Source organism: Hoeflea sp. TYP-13 (genome assembly GCF_040932035.1).
GTDB lineage: Bacteria > Pseudomonadota > Alphaproteobacteria > Rhizobiales > Rhizobiaceae > Hoeflea_A.
The window spans coordinates 117,305-133,840 of record NZ_JBFRBB010000006.1; the positions used below are offsets into that span (position 1 = coordinate 117,305).

The window sequence follows — 16,536 nt, forward strand, 5'->3', positions numbered from 1 at the left end:
CGTTTCGGTCGTTGTCGGAATATCTCTGCTCGGTCGAAGCCAGGACGTGTCCACAACCCTGCCAGCGTTGCAGCCGGCAAGTGACAACACCAAAACGGTAACCAGAATCGTAACAACAGGCTTCGTACGCAAGCTTTACCGTCTCCTGATATGCGTGCCTATCTGACGATCAGATCGAGATTATGGGCCGATAGCGGCGCCGGCTCATCTTCGGTGGTCAGATAGGTATGTCCGAGCGTCATGGCCGTATTGGATTCAGAATCCATAATAATCATATGCACAAACAATGACATATCCGCTCTAATGTTTTGTTCATTGCCTGAATAGAACATTTCACGCTCCATCCAGCTAGGTGTGAACCTTGCACCGAGGGAATAGCCGCAGGCATTCAGCCGGTGCCGGGTCAGCCCCCGGTCTTCCATGACTTTCGCATGGGTAGCGAAGACATCGCCGAAATTATGGCCGGGCCGCAGCACCTGTTCGATTTCCTCAAGTGCTTCGCGGCAGACATCATAAAGTTCCAGATGCCGCTCCGTCGGCTTTCCAATGACAACCGTACGCATCATGGCAACATGGTAGTGTCCAAAGACACCTGCCCATTCCAGTGTCAGTTGATCGTTTTCCTCCAAAGTGCGCCTGCCGGACTTGTAGCGGCAAAGCAGCGCATCGGCCCCCGAGCCGATAATGAACTCATTTCCGGGGTAGTCGCCGCCGCCTGAAAACACCGCGCCCTGCATGGCTGCAAGGATATCGGCTTCATTGCCGCCTGGCTTGATGAGCGGAAGGGCGGCATCGAGGGCCGCGTCGGCAAGCCCGGCCGCGGTCTTGATCAGGTCGATTTCGGCAGGGCTCTTGATCAGCCTGAGACGGGAGACGAGGGCGGATGCATCGATCAGATCACCAAATGACTGAAGCTGATCGTCCAGCTTGCGGCAGTTGGATCCCGTCAGGCCATGGGTATCGTATTCGACGCCGATCTTGCAGCCCAGCAGATCAAGATCATTCAACAGGTTTTTCAGCTCCATCGTCGGATCCGCATTGGCGCGGTCGGTCCAGATGGAAATGTTTTCGATGATGGACGTATGGCGGGCCTGACGAAGGTCGGCCGAGCGGGTCAGAAGATTCATCGAACCGTCGGATTTGACCACCAGTGTCTGGAAGAAGCAAAAGCCGAACGTGTCGTATCCGGTAAGCCAGTACATGCTCTCCTGCGCAAACAGGAGCATTGCGTCGAGCTCGTTGTCCTGCATCGCGTCGAGAAGGCGGCGCATTCGCCAGTTATATTCTTCCCTGTCAAAGTGCTGAGCCACGATAACCTCCATCGACAATGCTTATTGCTGAAATCTGCCGCCCGTAGTCGGGCTCATTACGGTGCGTAGTGCGTCTGTAGGAATAAAACCGCGTCTCGTCCGCATAGGTGCAGTGACCGGAATAGTGCGCGGTTACGCCGGATTCGACAAGCCGGTCGAGTATATAGTTCTGCAGGTTAAAAAGCCTGTGGTTCTCGCGCGTAGACGGAATGAAATAGGTCGCATGCCGTTGGTCTTTTTCGACAAACCGATCGACAAATTCGGGACCGACCTCGTAGTTTTCGCCACTGATCGATGGGCCGAGACAGGCCGCTATCCTTCCCCGATCTGCGCCAAAGCGTTCCATGGTGCAAATGGTGTTTTCGATGATGCCATCAAGCGCACCGCGCCATCCGGCGTGCGCCGCGGCGACAACGCCGGCTTGAGGGTCTGCGAGAAGCACCGGGCCGCAATCAGCCGTCAGGACGCCTACGATTATGCCGGGAGTGGCTGAGACTACAGCGTCAGCCTTCGGCCGTTCGCCGTCATAGGCTTCATCGACCACGAAAACATCAGCCGAATGGACTTGATGGGGCGTTGCGAGATTGTCGGTGGGCAGTTCGAACCAGTTGCAGATGCGTGAGCGGTTTTCGGTGACGTGTCCCCGGACGTCCTGCGATCCGAGGCCGACATTGAGACCCTTGTAAATTCCTTCCGACACGCCCCCCTGGCGGGTGAAAAATCCGTGTCGGATCGCTGTTCCAGCACAGCTTTCGTCCAGTAGATGGCTGGTGATCGGTTCAGGTCGCCCCAGATCGAGCATGGCTGGCCTCTCAGCTTGTCATCCGGCGGGATGGTGATCAAAGTGAACGTGTCTGTCAATCACTGGATTTGAATGCTTTACAGTCAGTTGGCGCGATTTACCCATTGCCAGTGGCAAAGGGTGCAATTGACGCCGGGCTGCCTGCAATACACAACACCTTGAAAAGGTTACCCATCTGGTTATCGCCATCGCCTGCCAGCCGTTCAACCGATTGGCGGATCAATTGTTGTGTTTCCACGGATTTGTTGGCGCCAAGGGTTCCCGCGCGCTCCAGCAGTCCGAGCGCCAGCAAAAATTCGCCCTGACCCATCACCGGCCAAATGTGCGCGCCTTCGGCGTGTGCGGCCGCGCCCAGCGCCTCAAAATCCACATGGCTCGTCAGGTCGCACTCGCCGGGATTTGCAAGGACATCGGCAAAACGGTGTCTGCTGACCGCCTGCAACGTGTCGCCAAGAGCGCTTCTGGTGTGGCCGTAATCGATCGTCAGGGCAATACCTCCATTATTCACGATGCGCTCTGCGATGCGGGCCATGAGCGCCTCGCGGGCCGGCGCCATTTCTAGGATGTCACCGGATTTCGCCTTTTTTGCCCATTTGGGTGCATCAATTGTTGCCGTGCCGGCCTGGAATGCCAGTTTGTTGCCTTCCCCGATGGCGATGACCCGTTCGCGCAATCCCTCGTCAGTCATGACGAATTGACGGATCGGTATGGCGTCGAACAGCTCGTTGCTGACGAGCAGTGTGAAACCGGCGGGAACGTCATCGACATGCGTGTGCCAGCTGGTTGCGATGGCTGGGCCGCCAAGGGTCTTCTTTTGAATGGCGCTGAGGTGTTCGCTGGTCTCGACAAGATGTGCGGTGGCGGTTCTCGCCAGGTCCGGGGCGAGGCTGGAGACGACCCTTTGGATATCGGCCATGAGCGTGCCGCGGCCCGGGCCGATTTCGATCAGACGTACCGGCGCCGGCTTGCCGTGCGATTGCCAGGCCAGTACCAGGAATATTCCGATGATTTCCCCGAAGAGCTGGCTGATTTCCGGCGCGGTGGTGAAGTCACCTGCGACCCCGAAGGGCTCACGTGTTTTGTAGTAGCCATGTTCGGGATCACCGAGACAAAGAGCAAAGTAGTCCGAGACGCTCATTGGACCGTTGACTTCGATCAGCCGGCGGATTTTTTCTTCAAGCGGTGTCAATTTCACGTGCCGCTGTCTTGAATTTTTTCGCCCGCCGCCGGTTGCGCGGAATAGGCCATGGCGACAATGCCGATGATCAGCATCGGCACGGACAGAACCATGCCCATGGTAAGCCAGCCGCCGAACAGATATCCGATATGGGCGTCGGGTTCGCGGAAGAACTCGACGAATATGCGACTGGCCGCATAACCCGCCAAAAAGGCACCGCCGACAAAGCGGGGCCGGGCAAGCTTGTTGAAGCGGAAAATCAAAAGGAACAGGACAAAAAACAGAACCGGCCCTTCGAGCGCTGCCTCGTATAGCTGGCTCGGATGTCTTGGCTCGGGGCCGCCGGTCGGGAAGACAACCGCCCAGGGAACATCGCTGACACGGCCCCAAAGCTCGGAATTGACGAAATTTGCCAGCCGTCCGAGGAACAGGCCGACAGGAGCCGAAGCCGCGACCACATCGAACAGGCTCCAGACGGATATGCCGCGGTTCCTGGCGAACACCATCATGGCAATGATGGTGCCCAACAGCCCTCCATGGAAGGACATGCCGCCCTTCCAGATTTCGAACATGCGCAGCGGGTTGTCGGCGAAGGCGGCAAAATCGTAGAACAGGATGTATCCCAGTCGTCCGCCGAGCACGATTCCAACCGCTGCCCACAGCAGAAAATCATCGATGTCGGAAACGCTCATGGCCGGACGGTTATTGTGCCAAAGCCGTTGCGTGCCCGCGATGGTGCGCGCATATCGCCAACCGATGAGGATGCCCGCGACATAGGCAAGGCCGTACCAGTGGACTGCAAGCGGGCCGATGGAAAAAAGCACCGGGTCGATGTTCGGGAAAGGCAGCGCGGCCTGAACTGGGTTCATATTCGTGAGCCATATGCGTGTGACGGATGAGGCGGACCATGCAGGCGGCAACTCTCCGGGTCAAGGGTTGCATCGATCCAATTGAAAGCTTACCTGATAATACCAGAGGAACCGGAGTTCCAGGTAACAGTGAGGCGATAAGATGACCACAGGTCCAAACCGTATTCTGGATGATTTTGCCCGGCTGATGACGGATGCTGCGGGTGCTGCCCAGGGCGTGCGCAGCGAAGTGGAAACGGCTCTGCGCGCGCAGGCCGAACGGGTTTTGAACACGATGGATGTTGTCCAACGTGAGGAATTCGAGGCTGTGCGTGACATGGCCGCCAAGGCCCGCGATGAAAATGATGCGCTTTCGGCGCGTCTGGATGCGCTGGAAAAGCGCCTCGCGGCACTTGAAGGAACGCCAAAGCCCAAGGCACCGCGCCGCAAAAGCACCGGCACAAGCAAATCCGCATAAATTTTTTGCGGTTAACAATCCCTTAAGGCCGGCGGCGAAAAAACCTTTCCGCAGAATCGGTTACAGCGCCGGCCTGACGATGTGATTCAGCACGTATCCACACCGTATTTTGCCGCCGCCCCAAAATAGGGGTGGCGTGGCGACTCTGCCGTTATACACTGATTTTAAAGAATGATTCGAAGCGGACTGAAGACTGCATATGTGGGCGAGTGGCAGCAGTTCCGTTTTAGTGTGTAGTAGCAGTGGAGTGGCTTCCGGGTTCAGGTGTTTGGACGCGGCAATTTGTTGTTGCGTCTATATTAATCGAAATTCGGGTGGAGAAGGTGCGGCATGAGCCTGATGGAATTTGAATATGAACGCGAACTCAATCCAGTAGACATGATTGAGTATGTCGCGGCCAACAACGATTGGTCATTTGAGCGATCCGGCGAGGATGAGATCGCTATGACCGTTCAGGGACGCTGGTCAGACTACCATGTGTCCTTTTCTTGGATGGAGGATTTCGAGGCCCTCCATCTTGCCTGCGCATTTGATATAAAGGTGCCGGATAACCGCGTCAGTGAGGTGGTCAAGCTGCTTTACCTGCTGAACGGGCAGATCCTGATGGGTCACTTCGACTTCTGGCAGCAGGAGGACGTGGTGATTTTCAGGCAGTCCCTGCTTCTGGCGGGCGGAGCTGAACCGACCAACCAGCAGGTTGAGGTGTTGCTTTCGAGTGCGTTGGAAACCTGCGAGCTCTATTTCCAGGCCTTCCAGTTTGTCATCTGGTCGGGCATGGACGCCAAGAGCGCCACTGAAACGGTCCTGTTTGAAACCGTCGGGGAAGCCTGACGAATCAAGGAGGTCTGGCATGACATCCGGTCCCGTTGTGCTGGTTGGCGCCGGCAATATGGGCGGTGCGATGATGCGTGGCTGGCTGGCTTCCGGCATCAGCCCCGATTCCATCGCCGTTATCGATCCATCGCCGTCGCCGGCCATTGCTCAGATGATGGCGGAAAATGGTGTGGTGCACCATGCCACCGTGCCAAAAGACCTCGTGGCATCAGCGTTGATCGTTGCGGTCAAGCCGCAGATGATGGGAACGGTTCTGCCGGCGCTCAAGCCCGTAACAGGGCCAGACACCGTTTGTATTTCAATAGCCGCAGGTACGACTATCGAGACGCTTTCGCGCCACCTCGGTAAGGTGGCGATCGTGCGCACAATGCCTAACACGCCGGCCATGGTCGGGCGCGGCATAACGGGCGCTGTCACCAACGGCAATGTCAGCGCGAAGCAGCACGATCTCGCCCAATCTCTGCTGGAGGTCTGTGGGCCGGTCGAGTGGGTCGAAACGGAAGACCAGATCGACGCCGTGACCGCCGTTTCAGGCAGCGGGCCGGCCTATATCTATTATCTGGCCGAATGCATGGCCGAGGCGGGCAGAAAGGCGGGGCTCGACGCCGACCTTGCCATGCGGCTTGCGCGTGCAACCGTCGCCGGGGCAGGGGAGCTGCTTCACCGGTCCGACGAGGACGCCTCAATTTTGCGCAAGAATGTGACATCTCCAGGCGGCACAACGGCTGCTGCGCTTGACGTGTTGATGCGCGATGGTGGCATGCAGCGGATTTTCGATGAAGCGATTGCGGCGGCGAAAAAGCGCGCCCATGAACTTGCCGAACACGGGTGAAATATGACTGAAGAAATCGCGTGGTCAGATTTTGAGAAGGTTGATATCCGCGCCGGTACAATCATCGAGGCTGAACCGTTTCCCGAAGCCCGCAAACCGGCCTACAAGCTGAAGGTCGATTTCGGCCCGGAAATTGGAATCCGCAAGTCGTCAGCCCAGATCACCAAACATTATGTGCCCGAAAGCCTGGTTGGCAGGCAGGTCATGGGTGTCGTCAATTTTCCTCCGCGCCAGATCGGTCCTGTGATGTCCGAAGTGCTGGTGCTCGGTTTTCCGGATGAAGACGGCGAGGTGGTGCTTGCCGCCATCGACAAGAAAGTGCCTGATGGAGGGCGGCTTTTTTAGGATTTGGACGAATATCAGGATGTCCGTTGTTGTTCCTGAAGGGGATCAGTCTTGTATGAGTGCTGATTTCGGCTATGGCCCGGAAGGGACCTGCAGGTTTTGCTGAGTTGATGACTGGAATGCGGACGAAGCGGTTATTCGTGATTTCGAAGAATGTGTCCAGGCCACCACATCAGGTGCCTCGCAGAGTGTTAACCTGATGATCAATCCTGTCCAACTGCTCTTGCTTCTCACCGTCACTCAGGAATGACCCGGCGAAAGAGTTCTTGGCCAGCTGAATGACCTCCGTTTCGGTTAATCCAAGGTGCTTAAACACCGCTCGATAGTTGTCGTTTAAATACCCTCCGAAGTACGAGGGATCATCCGAATTCACGGTCACGAGCAACCCGGCATCAAGCGCACGTTTGACCGGGCTTGCCGACAAAGACGGGATGCCTTTCAAGCGCCAGTTGGATATGGGGCACATGGTCAGCGGCGTCTGCTGGTCAGCCAATCGCTTTGTCACCATGGGATCGTCCAACGCGTGATTGCCATGGTCAACCCGTTCGATTTTCAAAACGTCAAGCGCTTCCCGGACATTCTCCGCAGTTCCCTCTTCGCCGACATGGGCAACTGGAGTGAACCCTTCACGTCGAGCCGCTTCGAACACTCCAGCGAAAGTCGAAGGCGGGATGCCATTTTCTGTGCTGTCTAACCCCACGCCAAATATCCTGTCCTTGTGCTTGCAGGCGCATTCAAGTGCTTCAAATGCCTGTTCCTCAGGCAGGTGGCGCAGAAAACACATTATGAGTTTGGATGTGATGCCAAGTTCTCTTTTTGCGTATTCCAACGCCGAGGTAATCCCGTCCAGGACAGTTTCAAATGCTACGCCGCGGTCGGTGTGCGCCTGTGGATCGAAGAAAAGCTCTACGTGGGTCAGGCGATCAGCATGCACACGTTCGAGGTAAGCCCATGTAAGATCGTAGAAATCTTTTTCGGTCAATAGGACTGACATCCCAAGATAGTACAGGTCGAGGAAGTCCTGCAGGCAGTCAAACTGGTACGCCGCACGAACATCTTCAACTGTCTTGTAAGGCAGTTCCACTTTGTTGCGCTTCGCCATTGCGAGCATCATCTCGGGTTCGAGGGTCCCTTCGATATGCAGGTGCAGCTCGGCTTTCGGCAGGTTGTCTATTAGTGCGTAAGACAGATCGTTCATTGCCGCGTCCCCTTTCTATTTATCTTTCTAGAAAGTTATATTCCATATTTGCCTTTCTGGAAAGATAAAATATTGTGGGAGTGTGAACGGAGGTACCAAGTGTCTGACAGAATTCCAGTCCGTGTGCTTCTCGAGCGCATCAGGTCCTATTGGCCAGAGGCCGCCTCACCAGAAACAGACATTGTCTTTTCCGTTATCCGCTTCCACGAACTGATCAGGATGCGCACTGACGAAGCGTTGAGAGACTTTGGGCTTACCCATGCTGCATTTGAGGTTTTGGTTGCATTGCGTGCTCAGTCCACTCCACGCCAATTAATGCCAACAGAACTCTATCGGTCGGTCCTTCTATCATCGGGAGGAACAACAAAAATACTCATCGAACTTGAAAGACGAGGTTTGATTAGGCGGGTACCAAATCCAGAGGACGGACGCAGCAAGATCGTGCGGCTGACCATCGAAGGGGAAAAACTGGTGGAACAGGCGATGAAAATTGTCATGCAACATGACCGAGAGCATTTTACTCAGTTTGATGGGAAAACAGATGTAGCTCATCTTCGAGATACACTTTTGTTATTGATGGAAAAAATCGAATCCAACCCGAGGATCTGAAGTTTGCTTTGGGCTCGGAATGGCCGTTCGCTGCAAGCCCATTGAACGACCGCCTTTGGCACCTCGGCGACATGCACGCCGGTTCGGCTATGTCGGATAGCCTCCGCAAAATGGATGCAAAACTGGCGCACGACTATAAGTAGTTAGAGAGGGCACCGCGTAAATTTTTTTATAAAACGGCCCTCAGGCCGGTACCCTGATGACGGCCTGCAGTCCTCCCATGGGGCTTTCACCCAGAGTGATGTCACCGCCGTGGCTGCGGGCAATGTCGCGGGCGATGGCGAGACCAAGGCCGGTGCCGCTCTTGTCCTGGTTGCGCGCTTCGTCGAGGCGGAAGAACGGCTTGAAGACATCTTCGCGCAGGTCTTCCGGAATTCCCGGACCGTCATCATCGATGACGATGGTGAGCCAGCCGGTTCTGATGGTTGCCTGAACATTGATGTTCTGCGCGTGCCGGCAGGCATTGGAGCTCAGATTCATGACAAGTCGCGAAAAGGCGTTGGGTCTGACCTTGACGTTGGGCAGTCCCTTGATGGCGTGGGTCAGATGCCGGCCATGGAGCCTGGCGTGCTCTTCAAGTTTCTGGAAGAGGGCCTGCAGATCGAGTTCTCCGACATCCTCCTGCGCTTCGCCGCGTGCAAAGGACAAATACCCCTCGAGCATCGATTGCATGTCGTCGATGTCGTCGTTGAGGATCGCGGTTTCCTCCTCGTTGCCCACCAGGGCAAGCTGCAGTCTGAACCGGGTAAGGATCGTTCGAAGGTCGTGACTGACACCGGTCAGCATTGCGGTGCGCTGTTCTATCTGCCGTTCGATCCTTTCGCGCATGCGGATGAAGGCAAGTCCCGCGCGCCTGATTTCATCGGCGCCGCGCGGCCTGAACTCCTCCGGCATCCTCTGGCCCCTGCCGAAGCTTTCCGCCGCATCGGCAAGGCTGAGGATAGGCCTGATCTGGCCGCGCAAAAACAGGATGGCGATGGTCAAAAGCACCAGCGACGTGCCGACCATCCACAGCAGGAAAATATGGGTGTTCGAGGCATAGGCCTGACTGCGGCGGGCAAAGACACGCAGGACCTTGTCATCGAGCAGAATGCGGATTTCAACAAGATCGGAATCGCCGATCGTGTCGATCCAGAACGGGCGCCTGATCTGGCGGGTGATCTCTTCGCTCAAGATAGTATCGAGTATGGAAAAAAAAGGTTTTGAGCGAGGCGGCGGCAAAACGCCTTCCGGCTCGATGGCGATGTTGAGTTCAAGGCGCTCGCGCGCCATTCGGGTTATTTCTTCATAGTCCGTATCCTGAGGATAAGTATCGATGACGTCGATAATCGCGGCAATGTCGCGCGTGACTGCCTCGGAAAGGCGTTGGGTGACGGTCTGCCAGTGCCGCTCCATGAATACGAAGGCGATCACCGACTGCAGTATGACCATTGGCAGGATGATGATGAGTAGCGTTCGGCCGTAAAGGCCGGTCGGCAAGCGCCGCACGATCCAGCGCGTAAAGCGTTTGTACCCCTTTGGAGGATAGCGATCGTATTCGCGTCTTATCGAGTCAATAGTCGTCATAAAGCGATCCCGTTCGCAGGTCGCGGATCCCTCAACAGGAATCCGATACGCTGCGCGCGATCATCTTATTCGACACTGAGGCGGTATCCAATGCCCCTAACAGTCTGCAACCACATGGGATTTGCAGGGTCTTCCTCGATTTTGCGGCGCAACCGGTTGATCTGCACGTCGATTGTGCGCTCGCCGATATCGATATCTTCACCGACAAGCTCGTGCCGAGGAATGGTTTCGCCCGGACGCTGGGCGAACTGAACCATGATTTCCTGCTCGCGGTCGGTGAGACGAACCACTTCAGGGCCTTTTTTGAGTTCACGCCGTGCCAGGCCGAAAGTGTACGGTCCAAAGACGATTTGCTCGATTTTGGGGATATCGGGCGGGCCGCCGCGCTTGAGAATATTGTTTATCCGCAATACCAGCTCACGCGGGTCGAACGGTTTGGCCAGATAATCATCCGCGCCGGCCTCCAGGCCTTCCAAACGGCTGTTGATCTCGGCAAGTGCAGTCAACATCAGGATCGGAACGTCGCGGATTTCGCGCAATGCCTTCGTCAGCGCGACGCCGGTTTCTCCGGGCATCATTACGTCGACGACAAGAAGGTCGAATTCCAGGCCCTGAAGCTTGCGCCGGGCTTCCGCGGCATCGGCAGCGGTGGTTACACGAAAACCCTGTTCGCTCAGATATCGATTCAACAGATCGCGAATGCGCGTATCGTCATCGATAACAAGCAGATGCGAAGCGTTGTCTGATAGCGTCTCAGCTGTCATGCCGCCTCCTTCATGCACAATTTCAATGCCCATTGCGGATCAATCGTCTCCAGGCCTATTCCGGATCAACCATTCCCTGCAGGAACTGCCTGATCACCTTTTGCCCCTCAGAATCAATACCCCTTAGTGCTTTGGTTATGCGGCGAGACTGTGGCCGAGCCAGTTCCAGGGCTAATTCTCTGCCCTTTCGGGTCGGATAGAGGCGCCTTTGGCGGCGATCATTTGGGCCTTCGACCTGATGGATATATCCGGAATCGACCAGCTGCTTGAGCACCCGGGCAAGGCTTTGCTTGGTGATTTTCAGCGTCTCAAGCAGGTCCGCGACCGTCATGCCGGGCTGCCTGTTGACGAAATGGACAACGCGGTGATGGGCGCGTCCAAAACCGGATTCCGACAGGATTGCATCCGGGTCAGAAGTGAAATCGCGATAGGCGAAATAAAGCATCTCGATTATGTCGAAATCGATCCCGTCGCTCTCCGACATCGGCCCCGTTATGGTGTCGGCATCGGGTATTTTTCTTGCCCGCTCGGACGGCATGTCGGTATTTCCTTTCAAATATGTCAGCCTTGTTGACATAATTTGATGCTATTGATAGCCTCATTCCGCGTCAAGGATGTAAAACCCTCTATTAGGCCCGGTTTTGGCGTTTAAGCGGATTATTTCGGTCCGCCGCGCGAATTTCGGAATATTACGGGCGTTTCTCATATCCGGCGAACAACAACATCGACAAAGCGCAGTCGCGCTGGAGGTAACGCAATGGCATCGGTCCCCTTCGATCAGCTTGAGGGCCATATCTGGTACAATGGCGAATTTGTTCCGTGGAAGGACGCGAAGCTGCATGTGCTGTCGCATGGACTGCACTACGCCAGTTCCGTGTTTGAAGGTGAGCGTGCCTATGGCGGCGTGATTTTCAAGCTGCGCGAGCACACCGAGCGGCTGCATAATTCGGCCAAGCTGCTTGGGTTCGAGATTCCGTACAGTGTCGAAGAAATCGACGATGCCTGCAATGAGCTCCTGGAGCGGCAGGGTTTTGAAGATGCCTATGTGCGCCCGATCGCCTGGCGCGGTAGCGAAATGATGGGCGTATCCGCCCAGCATAACCGCATCAATCTGGCAATCGCCATCTGGCAGTGGCCGTCCTATTTCAAGCCGGAAGAACGGCTCAAGGGCATTCGATTGGACATGGCAAAGTATCGCCGGCCCGATCCGGCGACCATTCCGAGCGAGTCGAAAGCCGCCGGGCTTTACATGATCTGCACCCTGTCGAAACATGAAGCCGAAAGCAAAGGCTATGCCGATGCGCTGATGCTGGATTGGCGCGGTCAGATTGCGGAAGCCACGGGCGCCAATGTGTTTTTCGTGAAGGATGGTGTCATCCACACGCCGACACCGGACTGTTTCCTCGACGGCATAACCCGGCGCACCGTTATCGATCTTGCCAAGAAACGCGGCTATGAGATCATCGAACGGGCGATCATGCCTGAGGAAATGGAAGATTTTGAAGAATGTTTCCTGACCGGAACGGCGGCCGAGGTCACACCGGTTTCCGAAATCGGTCCTTACCGCTTCACGGTTGGCGAAGTCACCACCAATCTGGTGAATGACTATGCGCAAGCGGTACAGCCGGTCAAGGAAGCCGCTGCATAAGGGCGACAACGACAAATTCCTGTTGAACGGGCGTGCGGCCATCCGGGGCGCACGCCTTTTTATTTTGCAATGGCGGGCCGCGGCGTGGCAGGCTGCCGCCAGGCAAACAAAACAAAACGGAAAATCTCATGGGCCAGATCCAGGCAGGAATCGTTCCGGTCACCGCATTTCAGCAAAACTGCACCATTTTATTCGACAGCGATACCAAGCGCGGCGCTGTGGTTGATCCGGGCGGCGACGTACCGACGATCAGGGATGTGCTTGAGAAAAATGAAATCGGCATCGATGCAATCTGGCTCACCCACGGGCATATCGACCATGCCGGCGGGGCAATGGATCTGAAGGAGGCGCTCGATATCGAAATTATCGGGCCGCATAAGGACGATCTGCAGCTTTTGCAGGGGCTTGAGGACCAGGCGAAAATGTTCGGCGTCGAGGACGCCGTTCGCAACGTTACGCCCGACAGGTGGCTTGAGGAAGGCGAGAAAGTCTCGTTCGGCGACCATGAATTCGAGGTATATCACTGTCCGGGACATGCGCCCGGTCACGTCATTTTCTTTCACCGGCAGGCGGGGTTTGCCCATCTGGGCGATGTCCTGTTCAAAGGTTCCATCGGTAGAACGGACCTTCCCGGCGGCAATCATCAGCAGCTGCTCGATTCAATCCGGGACAAGGTCCTGCCGCTTGGCGATGAGGTCGGGTTTATCTGCGGCCACGGGCCGGGGGGGCGGATTGGGGAAGAACGCCTCACCAATCCTTTTCTCAAGGGCATCGGCGCTTAACTACCGAACTCCGCATTAGCGGGCGACGCAGAAATGGTCGTAGCCGTCATAGCCGCGGAATGTTCCGGTGGCGGGGTTGAATGATCGGTATCTGCGGGAACAGTAGCGATACCATTCATCGGTCCACGGCTCCATAGTACCGCCCGCATAGGTGGGCTGCGGTGCTGGCGGATAATAGTCTCGGGCCGGCGGAACATAGCCGGGTTCAGGTCCTGGATTATAAGCCGGCTGATTAGCCGGACCACTCAGGATCGCGCCGGTGATGAGTGCCCCGGCTGCCAGCCCGAGAACGCCGAGCAGAAGCGCATCGTCATTATTGTTTTTATCAATAATGACGGGTCCGCGATGACGCTTGTGCCGGCGATTATGATGTTTGGGACCGCCCCAGTCGTTATTGTGATAGTGCCTGTGGCCACGGTCGTGGGAATAGGCCTGGGATAGCGGCGTGATGGTTGCAACTGTAACAGCCAGAGTTGCGGCAATTGCTTTTACTGAAATTCCCATCTGTTGTTTTCCTCTCGGTACTACTTGCGTTGGGGCGCTGTCCCCGCTTGTTTGTGAGCCTAGAGTGGGCTGCCTGAACGCAAGCTGAACGAAATCCCGATCCGTGAAAATTGCAAAAAAAGAGGCGCCGGGAGGTGAAACCGGGCGCCTCTTGGGAGAGGAATTCCGCTATCTGGAGCCGTTTGCCAGCGCCCCGCCGACAATGGCGCCTGCTGCAAATCCGAGGATGCCGAGTGCAGCGCCGTTGTTCTTGCCCTTGTGAACGACATAGGGCGGCTTGTGTTTGTAGTGGCCGCGCGGATAGTGCACCTTCGGACCCTTTTTGTAGTGGTAGGGGTGGCCCTTGTGCGCATGGTGCTTGCCGCTGTCGGGAACGTTTCTCAACTGTGCAATGGCGCCGGTTACCGGAACAATAGCTGTTGCCATAATTGCTGCGGCAGCAATAGCGGTCTTTGTTATGAGGTTCATCGTGTCTGATCCTTCCAAACGTGAATGCGAGGGGACTTAACCCTCTGTTGGACAGGACACTATTGGTGTGGCGATGAATGCAAACTGAATGGAAGTGATTGAAATATTAAATAAAATTAATATTCAAATCACCGCGCAAATAGAAGCTGCCCGGCCGCCGACCGGGCAACATTAATTCTCAAATGTAGAAGACTGGATTACTCTACGACAGCCAGATTGACGGCCTTCGGTCCCTTGCCGCGGCGATCCGGTTCGGTATCGAAACTCACCTTCTGATTTTCCAGCAAGGATTCCAGGCCTGAATCCTTGACGGCGGATATGTGAACGAAGATATCCGCTTCGCCAGTGTCCGGCTTGATGAAGCCGAAGCCCTTGTCGGTGTTGAAAAACTTTACTGTGCCAGTCTCGGCCATGCTTTCAGGTCCTCTATTGTCCGCCGGCTTGCCGCCCGCGCGTCCTCGGTTTCACCCGTAAAACGGGTAAGGCAGGCAGTTCTTGAAAAATGAGGAAAGGTCCCTGTTATCGTGATCCCCACTGGCCATCCGGCCATACGCGTTTCGATCACCCGGAATTTTATGCGTCTCCGGTCCGCATTGCTATCAATAGGTTTTCCTGCGTTCGCAAATTGCCCGAACGGGCGACACAGTGCGGCAGTACGCAGAAATAAGCAAGAGAAAGTTTTATGACTGATTCGAAATACAACTTGTTTTTGGAAGTACTGAGTTGTCAAACGTTACAATGTAAGCGGCCGATATGAGAGTATTTCGTGCTGTATAGCCCGATTCATACCAGTTTCATGCCACCCAAAATGCCGGACCGTTCGTTCGCCGCTGTTTAGGAAACATTAACGTTTCGCGCATGTCTACCGGTGGTTGCGGGGACGATTTCAACCGCAAGCATTGCCGCAAAGATGAACAAACAGCCGAGATAACCCATGCCGGCAATGCGTTCGCCGAGGAAGATCGCACCGAACAATGCCGCGAACAGTGCTTCGGAGGACAGGAAGATAGCGGCCTGCGCAGAGCTCGTATAGCGCTGGCCGATGACCTGCAGGGTAAAGGCAAGGCCACTTGAGAAAATTCCCGAATACAGAATCTCGGGTGCCGCCTGAACGATCGCGTTCCATGCGATAGGTTCACTCACCAACGCTATGGCAAATGCCAGCAGGGAGCAGATGCCGAATTGAACCGCCGAAAGGGTCAACGGTCGCCCGGTGCGGGTTCCGTAGACACCGATGAGCAGAACCTGGCTTGCCCAGAAAACCGCGCACAATATTACGAGGGCATCGCCGGTGTTGAGGTCTGTCAGGTTGCCGCCGCTCAATAGCCAGATGCCGGCAAATGCCAGCAGCGCTCCCGGCCAGACCACCGGATGCGGATACTGGCGCAGGAAAATGACCATCAGAAACGGAACGAAAACGACATAGAGGCCCGTCAAAAAGCCTGCATTGGTTACGGTCGTCGTCAGGAGGCCCACCTGCTGCGCGGCCATGCCGGAAAAAAGTGCAAGACCGATCCAGACAAAACCCTTTATATCCGAATGCGATAAGCTGGTTTGCGCCTTTGCGGATTCGAGCAGAGCAAAAGGCAGGACCACAAGCATTGCCAGGAGGAAACGCAGGCTGATGAAGAGCATCGGGCCGATGGCATCCATGGCGGTGCTTTGCGCCACGAAGCCCATTCCCCAGACGGCCCCTGCCAGCAGCAGAAGCAGATTTGCCTTTGCACGACTCATGGTATCCGGCAGTCCCGTTGCGGTTGTCCCGGTTATTCCCGGAGATCAAGCATCCCGCTCTATCAGCCGCATTGAACCTCGGCAAGTGGGATTTGCCGCGAACCCGCGCAGCGGTTTGGCTAAAAGGATCTACAGACCCTCGAAGTAGCGTTCGAGCCTTGCCCTGTTGGCGCCGAAATCGAGCTTGCCAAGCTGGGCACGGGCGTAAGCGATGATGCCGGTGCGCCCATCGTCCATTTCGACGAACTCAATATTGATGAGATCGGGAAACCGCATTGTCGGAGAATAGGTTATGTATCTGAGATGATCGGGTGCCTTGCCATCGTCAACACGGCGTGCGAGCGGATCGCGTGCTTCTATCTGTCCGGCAAGCCGTTCATTGAGGTTTGCGGGTGTCTCGTCAAACGCGGGCAGGGGGATCTCGCAGTCCTCGCGCAGGCCTTGCGTACAGGCAACAGCGTCGTTGGCGGTCGGGCTGCGTTTTTGCGTTGCCAGTGTCAGTCTCCCGCGGTCGGGGGAGCCGGCTATGAGCGCCCAGCTCCTTTCGCGGCCATAGGCAAAAAAGGCCAAGGCAAGAACGACAATGATCGCCGCGACAATTGCGACAAGAACAAGAGCGATTTTCAAGGACGATCCC

General features: G+C 56.0%; 20 protein-coding genes. 7 read left to right on the plus strand and 13 right to left on the minus strand.

What is annotated here, in order from left to right; genetic code table 11:
• Window positions 1-158: 158 nt before the first annotated feature.
• The 4 genes from ABVT35_RS26220 to lgt all read right to left on the minus strand — a co-directional run bounded on the left by ABVT35_RS26220 (window position 159) and on the right by lgt (window position 4,158).
• The gene (locus tag ABVT35_RS26220; RefSeq protein WP_368470574.1) at window positions 159-1,310 is read right to left on the minus strand and encodes a M24 family metallopeptidase; all 1,152 of its coding nucleotides are present in this window, start codon (window positions 1,308-1,310) and stop codon (window positions 159-161) included.
• Window positions 1,294-2,112 (minus strand): peptidoglycan editing factor PgeF, encoded by an 819-nt coding sequence (gene pgeF / locus ABVT35_RS26225; protein WP_368470575.1) that lies wholly within the window; start codon window positions 2,110-2,112, stop codon window positions 1,294-1,296. Before pgeF ends, ABVT35_RS26220 begins: the two co-directional genes overlap by 17 nt.
• A 97-nt stretch (window positions 2,113-2,209) precedes the next feature.
• Entirely contained in the window at window positions 2,210-3,250 is a 1,041-nt protein-coding gene (locus ABVT35_RS26230; RefSeq protein WP_368470636.1) for a class I SAM-dependent methyltransferase, read from the minus strand.
• A 53-nt stretch (window positions 3,251-3,303) separates the two neighbouring features.
• On the minus strand, window positions 3,304-4,158 hold the full coding sequence (gene lgt / locus ABVT35_RS26235) for a prolipoprotein diacylglyceryl transferase (RefSeq protein WP_368470577.1): 855 nt from the start codon (window positions 4,156-4,158) through the stop codon (window positions 3,304-3,306).
• A gap of 142 nt (window positions 4,159-4,300) precedes the next feature.
• Between lgt and ABVT35_RS26240 the strand changes: the two genes are divergently transcribed.
• The 4 genes from ABVT35_RS26240 (at window position 4,301) to ABVT35_RS26255 (ending at window position 6,626) form a co-directional block, all read left to right on the plus strand.
• Entirely contained in the window at window positions 4,301-4,615 is a 315-nt protein-coding gene (locus ABVT35_RS26240; RefSeq protein ID WP_368470578.1) for an accessory factor UbiK family protein, read from the plus strand.
• Window positions 4,616-4,945: 330 nt separating this feature from the next.
• A complete protein-coding gene (locus ABVT35_RS26245) occupies window positions 4,946-5,446 on the plus strand; it encodes a YbjN domain-containing protein (RefSeq protein ID WP_368470579.1) in 501 nt (166 codons plus the stop codon).
• Between the two features lie 19 nt (window positions 5,447-5,465).
• On the plus strand, window positions 5,466-6,281 hold the full coding sequence (gene proC / locus ABVT35_RS26250) for a pyrroline-5-carboxylate reductase (RefSeq protein ID WP_368470580.1): 816 nt from the start codon (window positions 5,466-5,468) through the stop codon (window positions 6,279-6,281).
• Between the two features lie 3 nt (window positions 6,282-6,284).
• On the plus strand, window positions 6,285-6,626 hold the full coding sequence (locus ABVT35_RS26255; protein ID WP_368470581.1) for a tRNA-binding protein: 342 nt from the start codon (window positions 6,285-6,287) through the stop codon (window positions 6,624-6,626).
• 172 nt (window positions 6,627-6,798) lie between these two features.
• Here ABVT35_RS26255 and ABVT35_RS26260 read toward each other — a convergent pair whose 3' ends face one another.
• Window positions 6,799-7,824, minus strand: a complete 1,026-nt coding sequence (locus ABVT35_RS26260; protein ID WP_368470582.1) for an adenosine deaminase — start codon at window positions 7,822-7,824, stop codon at window positions 6,799-6,801.
• Window positions 7,825-7,923: 99 nt separating this feature from the next.
• On the opposite strand from ABVT35_RS26260, the gene ABVT35_RS26265 reads away from it, so the two are divergent.
• The gene (locus ABVT35_RS26265; RefSeq protein WP_368470584.1) at window positions 7,924-8,433 is read left to right on the plus strand and encodes a MarR family winged helix-turn-helix transcriptional regulator; all 510 of its coding nucleotides are present in this window, start codon (window positions 7,924-7,926) and stop codon (window positions 8,431-8,433) included.
• Window positions 8,434-8,616: 183 nt separating this feature from the next.
• Here ABVT35_RS26265 and ABVT35_RS26270 read toward each other — a convergent pair whose 3' ends face one another.
• The 3 genes from ABVT35_RS26270 to ABVT35_RS26280 all read right to left on the minus strand — a co-directional run bounded on the left by ABVT35_RS26270 (window position 8,617) and on the right by ABVT35_RS26280 (window position 11,301).
• Entirely contained in the window at window positions 8,617-9,999 is a 1,383-nt protein-coding gene (locus ABVT35_RS26270) for an ATP-binding protein (protein WP_368470586.1), read from the minus strand.
• 65 nt (window positions 10,000-10,064) lie between these two features.
• Window positions 10,065-10,763 carry a response regulator gene (locus ABVT35_RS26275; protein WP_368470588.1) on the minus strand — a complete coding sequence of 233 codons (699 nt, stop codon included), beginning with the start codon at window positions 10,761-10,763 and terminating at the stop codon, window positions 10,065-10,067.
• 55 nt (window positions 10,764-10,818) lie between these two features.
• Window positions 10,819-11,301: a MarR family winged helix-turn-helix transcriptional regulator gene (locus tag ABVT35_RS26280; RefSeq protein WP_368470590.1), complete on the minus strand. Its 483-nt coding sequence runs from the start codon at window positions 11,299-11,301 to the stop codon at window positions 10,819-10,821.
• Window positions 11,302-11,520: 219 nt separating this feature from the next.
• Here ABVT35_RS26280 and ABVT35_RS26285 point away from each other — a divergent pair, with 219 nt between their 5' ends.
• The gene (locus tag ABVT35_RS26285; RefSeq protein ID WP_368470591.1) at window positions 11,521-12,411 is read left to right on the plus strand and encodes a branched-chain amino acid aminotransferase; all 891 of its coding nucleotides are present in this window, start codon (window positions 11,521-11,523) and stop codon (window positions 12,409-12,411) included.
• A 128-nt stretch (window positions 12,412-12,539) separates the two neighbouring features.
• Entirely contained in the window at window positions 12,540-13,193 is a 654-nt protein-coding gene (locus ABVT35_RS26290) for an MBL fold metallo-hydrolase (RefSeq protein WP_368470592.1), read from the plus strand.
• Between the two features lie 15 nt (window positions 13,194-13,208).
• On the opposite strand, the gene ABVT35_RS26295 is transcribed toward ABVT35_RS26290, so the two are convergent.
• From ABVT35_RS26295 to ABVT35_RS26315, 5 genes are all read right to left on the minus strand, one after another.
• A complete protein-coding gene (locus ABVT35_RS26295; protein ID WP_368470593.1) occupies window positions 13,209-13,697 on the minus strand; it encodes a BA14K family protein in 489 nt (162 codons plus the stop codon).
• A gap of 168 nt (window positions 13,698-13,865) precedes the next feature.
• Window positions 13,866-14,165, minus strand: a complete 300-nt coding sequence (locus ABVT35_RS26300; RefSeq protein WP_368470595.1) for a hypothetical protein — start codon at window positions 14,163-14,165, stop codon at window positions 13,866-13,868.
• Between the two features lie 197 nt (window positions 14,166-14,362).
• Window positions 14,363-14,578, minus strand: coding sequence for a cold-shock protein (locus ABVT35_RS26305; protein ID WP_368470596.1), 216 nt, complete (start codon window positions 14,576-14,578; stop codon window positions 14,363-14,365).
• A 421-nt stretch (window positions 14,579-14,999) separates the two neighbouring features.
• Complete coding sequence (locus ABVT35_RS26310) at window positions 15,000-15,899, minus strand: DMT family transporter (protein WP_368470598.1); 900 nt, start codon at window positions 15,897-15,899, stop codon at window positions 15,000-15,002.
• Between the two features lie 129 nt (window positions 15,900-16,028).
• Window positions 16,029-16,526: a DUF1499 domain-containing protein gene (locus ABVT35_RS26315; RefSeq protein ID WP_368470599.1), complete on the minus strand. Its 498-nt coding sequence runs from the start codon at window positions 16,524-16,526 to the stop codon at window positions 16,029-16,031.
• Between the last annotated feature and the right edge of the window lie 10 nt (window positions 16,527-16,536).

Excerpts from the sequence above, each read along its gene's own strand:
- ABVT35_RS26255 (WP_368470581.1), top strand. The coding sequence starts at position 6,285 with ATGACTGAAGAAATCGCGTGGTCAGATTTTGAGAAGGTTGATATCCGC.
- ABVT35_RS26260 (WP_368470582.1), bottom strand. The coding sequence starts at position 7,824 with ATGAACGATCTGTCTTACGCACTAATAGACAACCTGCCGAAAGCCGAG.
- lgt (WP_368470577.1), bottom strand. The coding sequence starts at position 4,158 with ATGAACCCAGTTCAGGCCGCGCTGCCTTTCCCGAACATCGACCCGGTG.
- ABVT35_RS26290 (WP_368470592.1), top strand. The coding sequence starts at position 12,540 with ATGGGCCAGATCCAGGCAGGAATCGTTCCGGTCACCGCATTTCAGCAA.
- ABVT35_RS26230 (WP_368470636.1), bottom strand. The coding sequence starts at position 3,250 with ATGAGCGTCTCGGACTACTTTGCTCTTTGTCTCGGTGATCCCGAACAT.
- ABVT35_RS26310 (WP_368470598.1), bottom strand. The coding sequence starts at position 15,899 with ATGAGTCGTGCAAAGGCAAATCTGCTTCTGCTGCTGGCAGGGGCCGTC.
- pgeF (WP_368470575.1), bottom strand. The coding sequence starts at position 2,112 with ATGCTCGATCTGGGGCGACCTGAACCGATCACCAGCCATCTACTGGAC.
- ABVT35_RS26285 (WP_368470591.1), top strand. The coding sequence starts at position 11,521 with ATGGCATCGGTCCCCTTCGATCAGCTTGAGGGCCATATCTGGTACAAT.
- ABVT35_RS26240 (WP_368470578.1), top strand. The coding sequence starts at position 4,301 with ATGACCACAGGTCCAAACCGTATTCTGGATGATTTTGCCCGGCTGATG.
- proC (WP_368470580.1), top strand. The coding sequence starts at position 5,466 with ATGACATCCGGTCCCGTTGTGCTGGTTGGCGCCGGCAATATGGGCGGT.
- ABVT35_RS26275 (WP_368470588.1), bottom strand. The coding sequence starts at position 10,763 with ATGACAGCTGAGACGCTATCAGACAACGCTTCGCATCTGCTTGTTATC.
- ABVT35_RS26280 (WP_368470590.1), bottom strand. The coding sequence starts at position 11,301 with ATGCCGTCCGAGCGGGCAAGAAAAATACCCGATGCCGACACCATAACG.
- ABVT35_RS26305 (WP_368470596.1), bottom strand. The coding sequence starts at position 14,578 with ATGGCCGAGACTGGCACAGTAAAGTTTTTCAACACCGACAAGGGCTTC.
- ABVT35_RS26300 (WP_368470595.1), bottom strand. The coding sequence starts at position 14,165 with ATGAACCTCATAACAAAGACCGCTATTGCTGCCGCAGCAATTATGGCA.
- ABVT35_RS26295 (WP_368470593.1), bottom strand. The coding sequence starts at position 13,697 with ATGGGAATTTCAGTAAAAGCAATTGCCGCAACTCTGGCTGTTACAGTT.
- ABVT35_RS26245 (WP_368470579.1), top strand. The coding sequence starts at position 4,946 with ATGAGCCTGATGGAATTTGAATATGAACGCGAACTCAATCCAGTAGAC.
- ABVT35_RS26270 (WP_368470586.1), bottom strand. The coding sequence starts at position 9,999 with ATGACGACTATTGACTCGATAAGACGCGAATACGATCGCTATCCTCCA.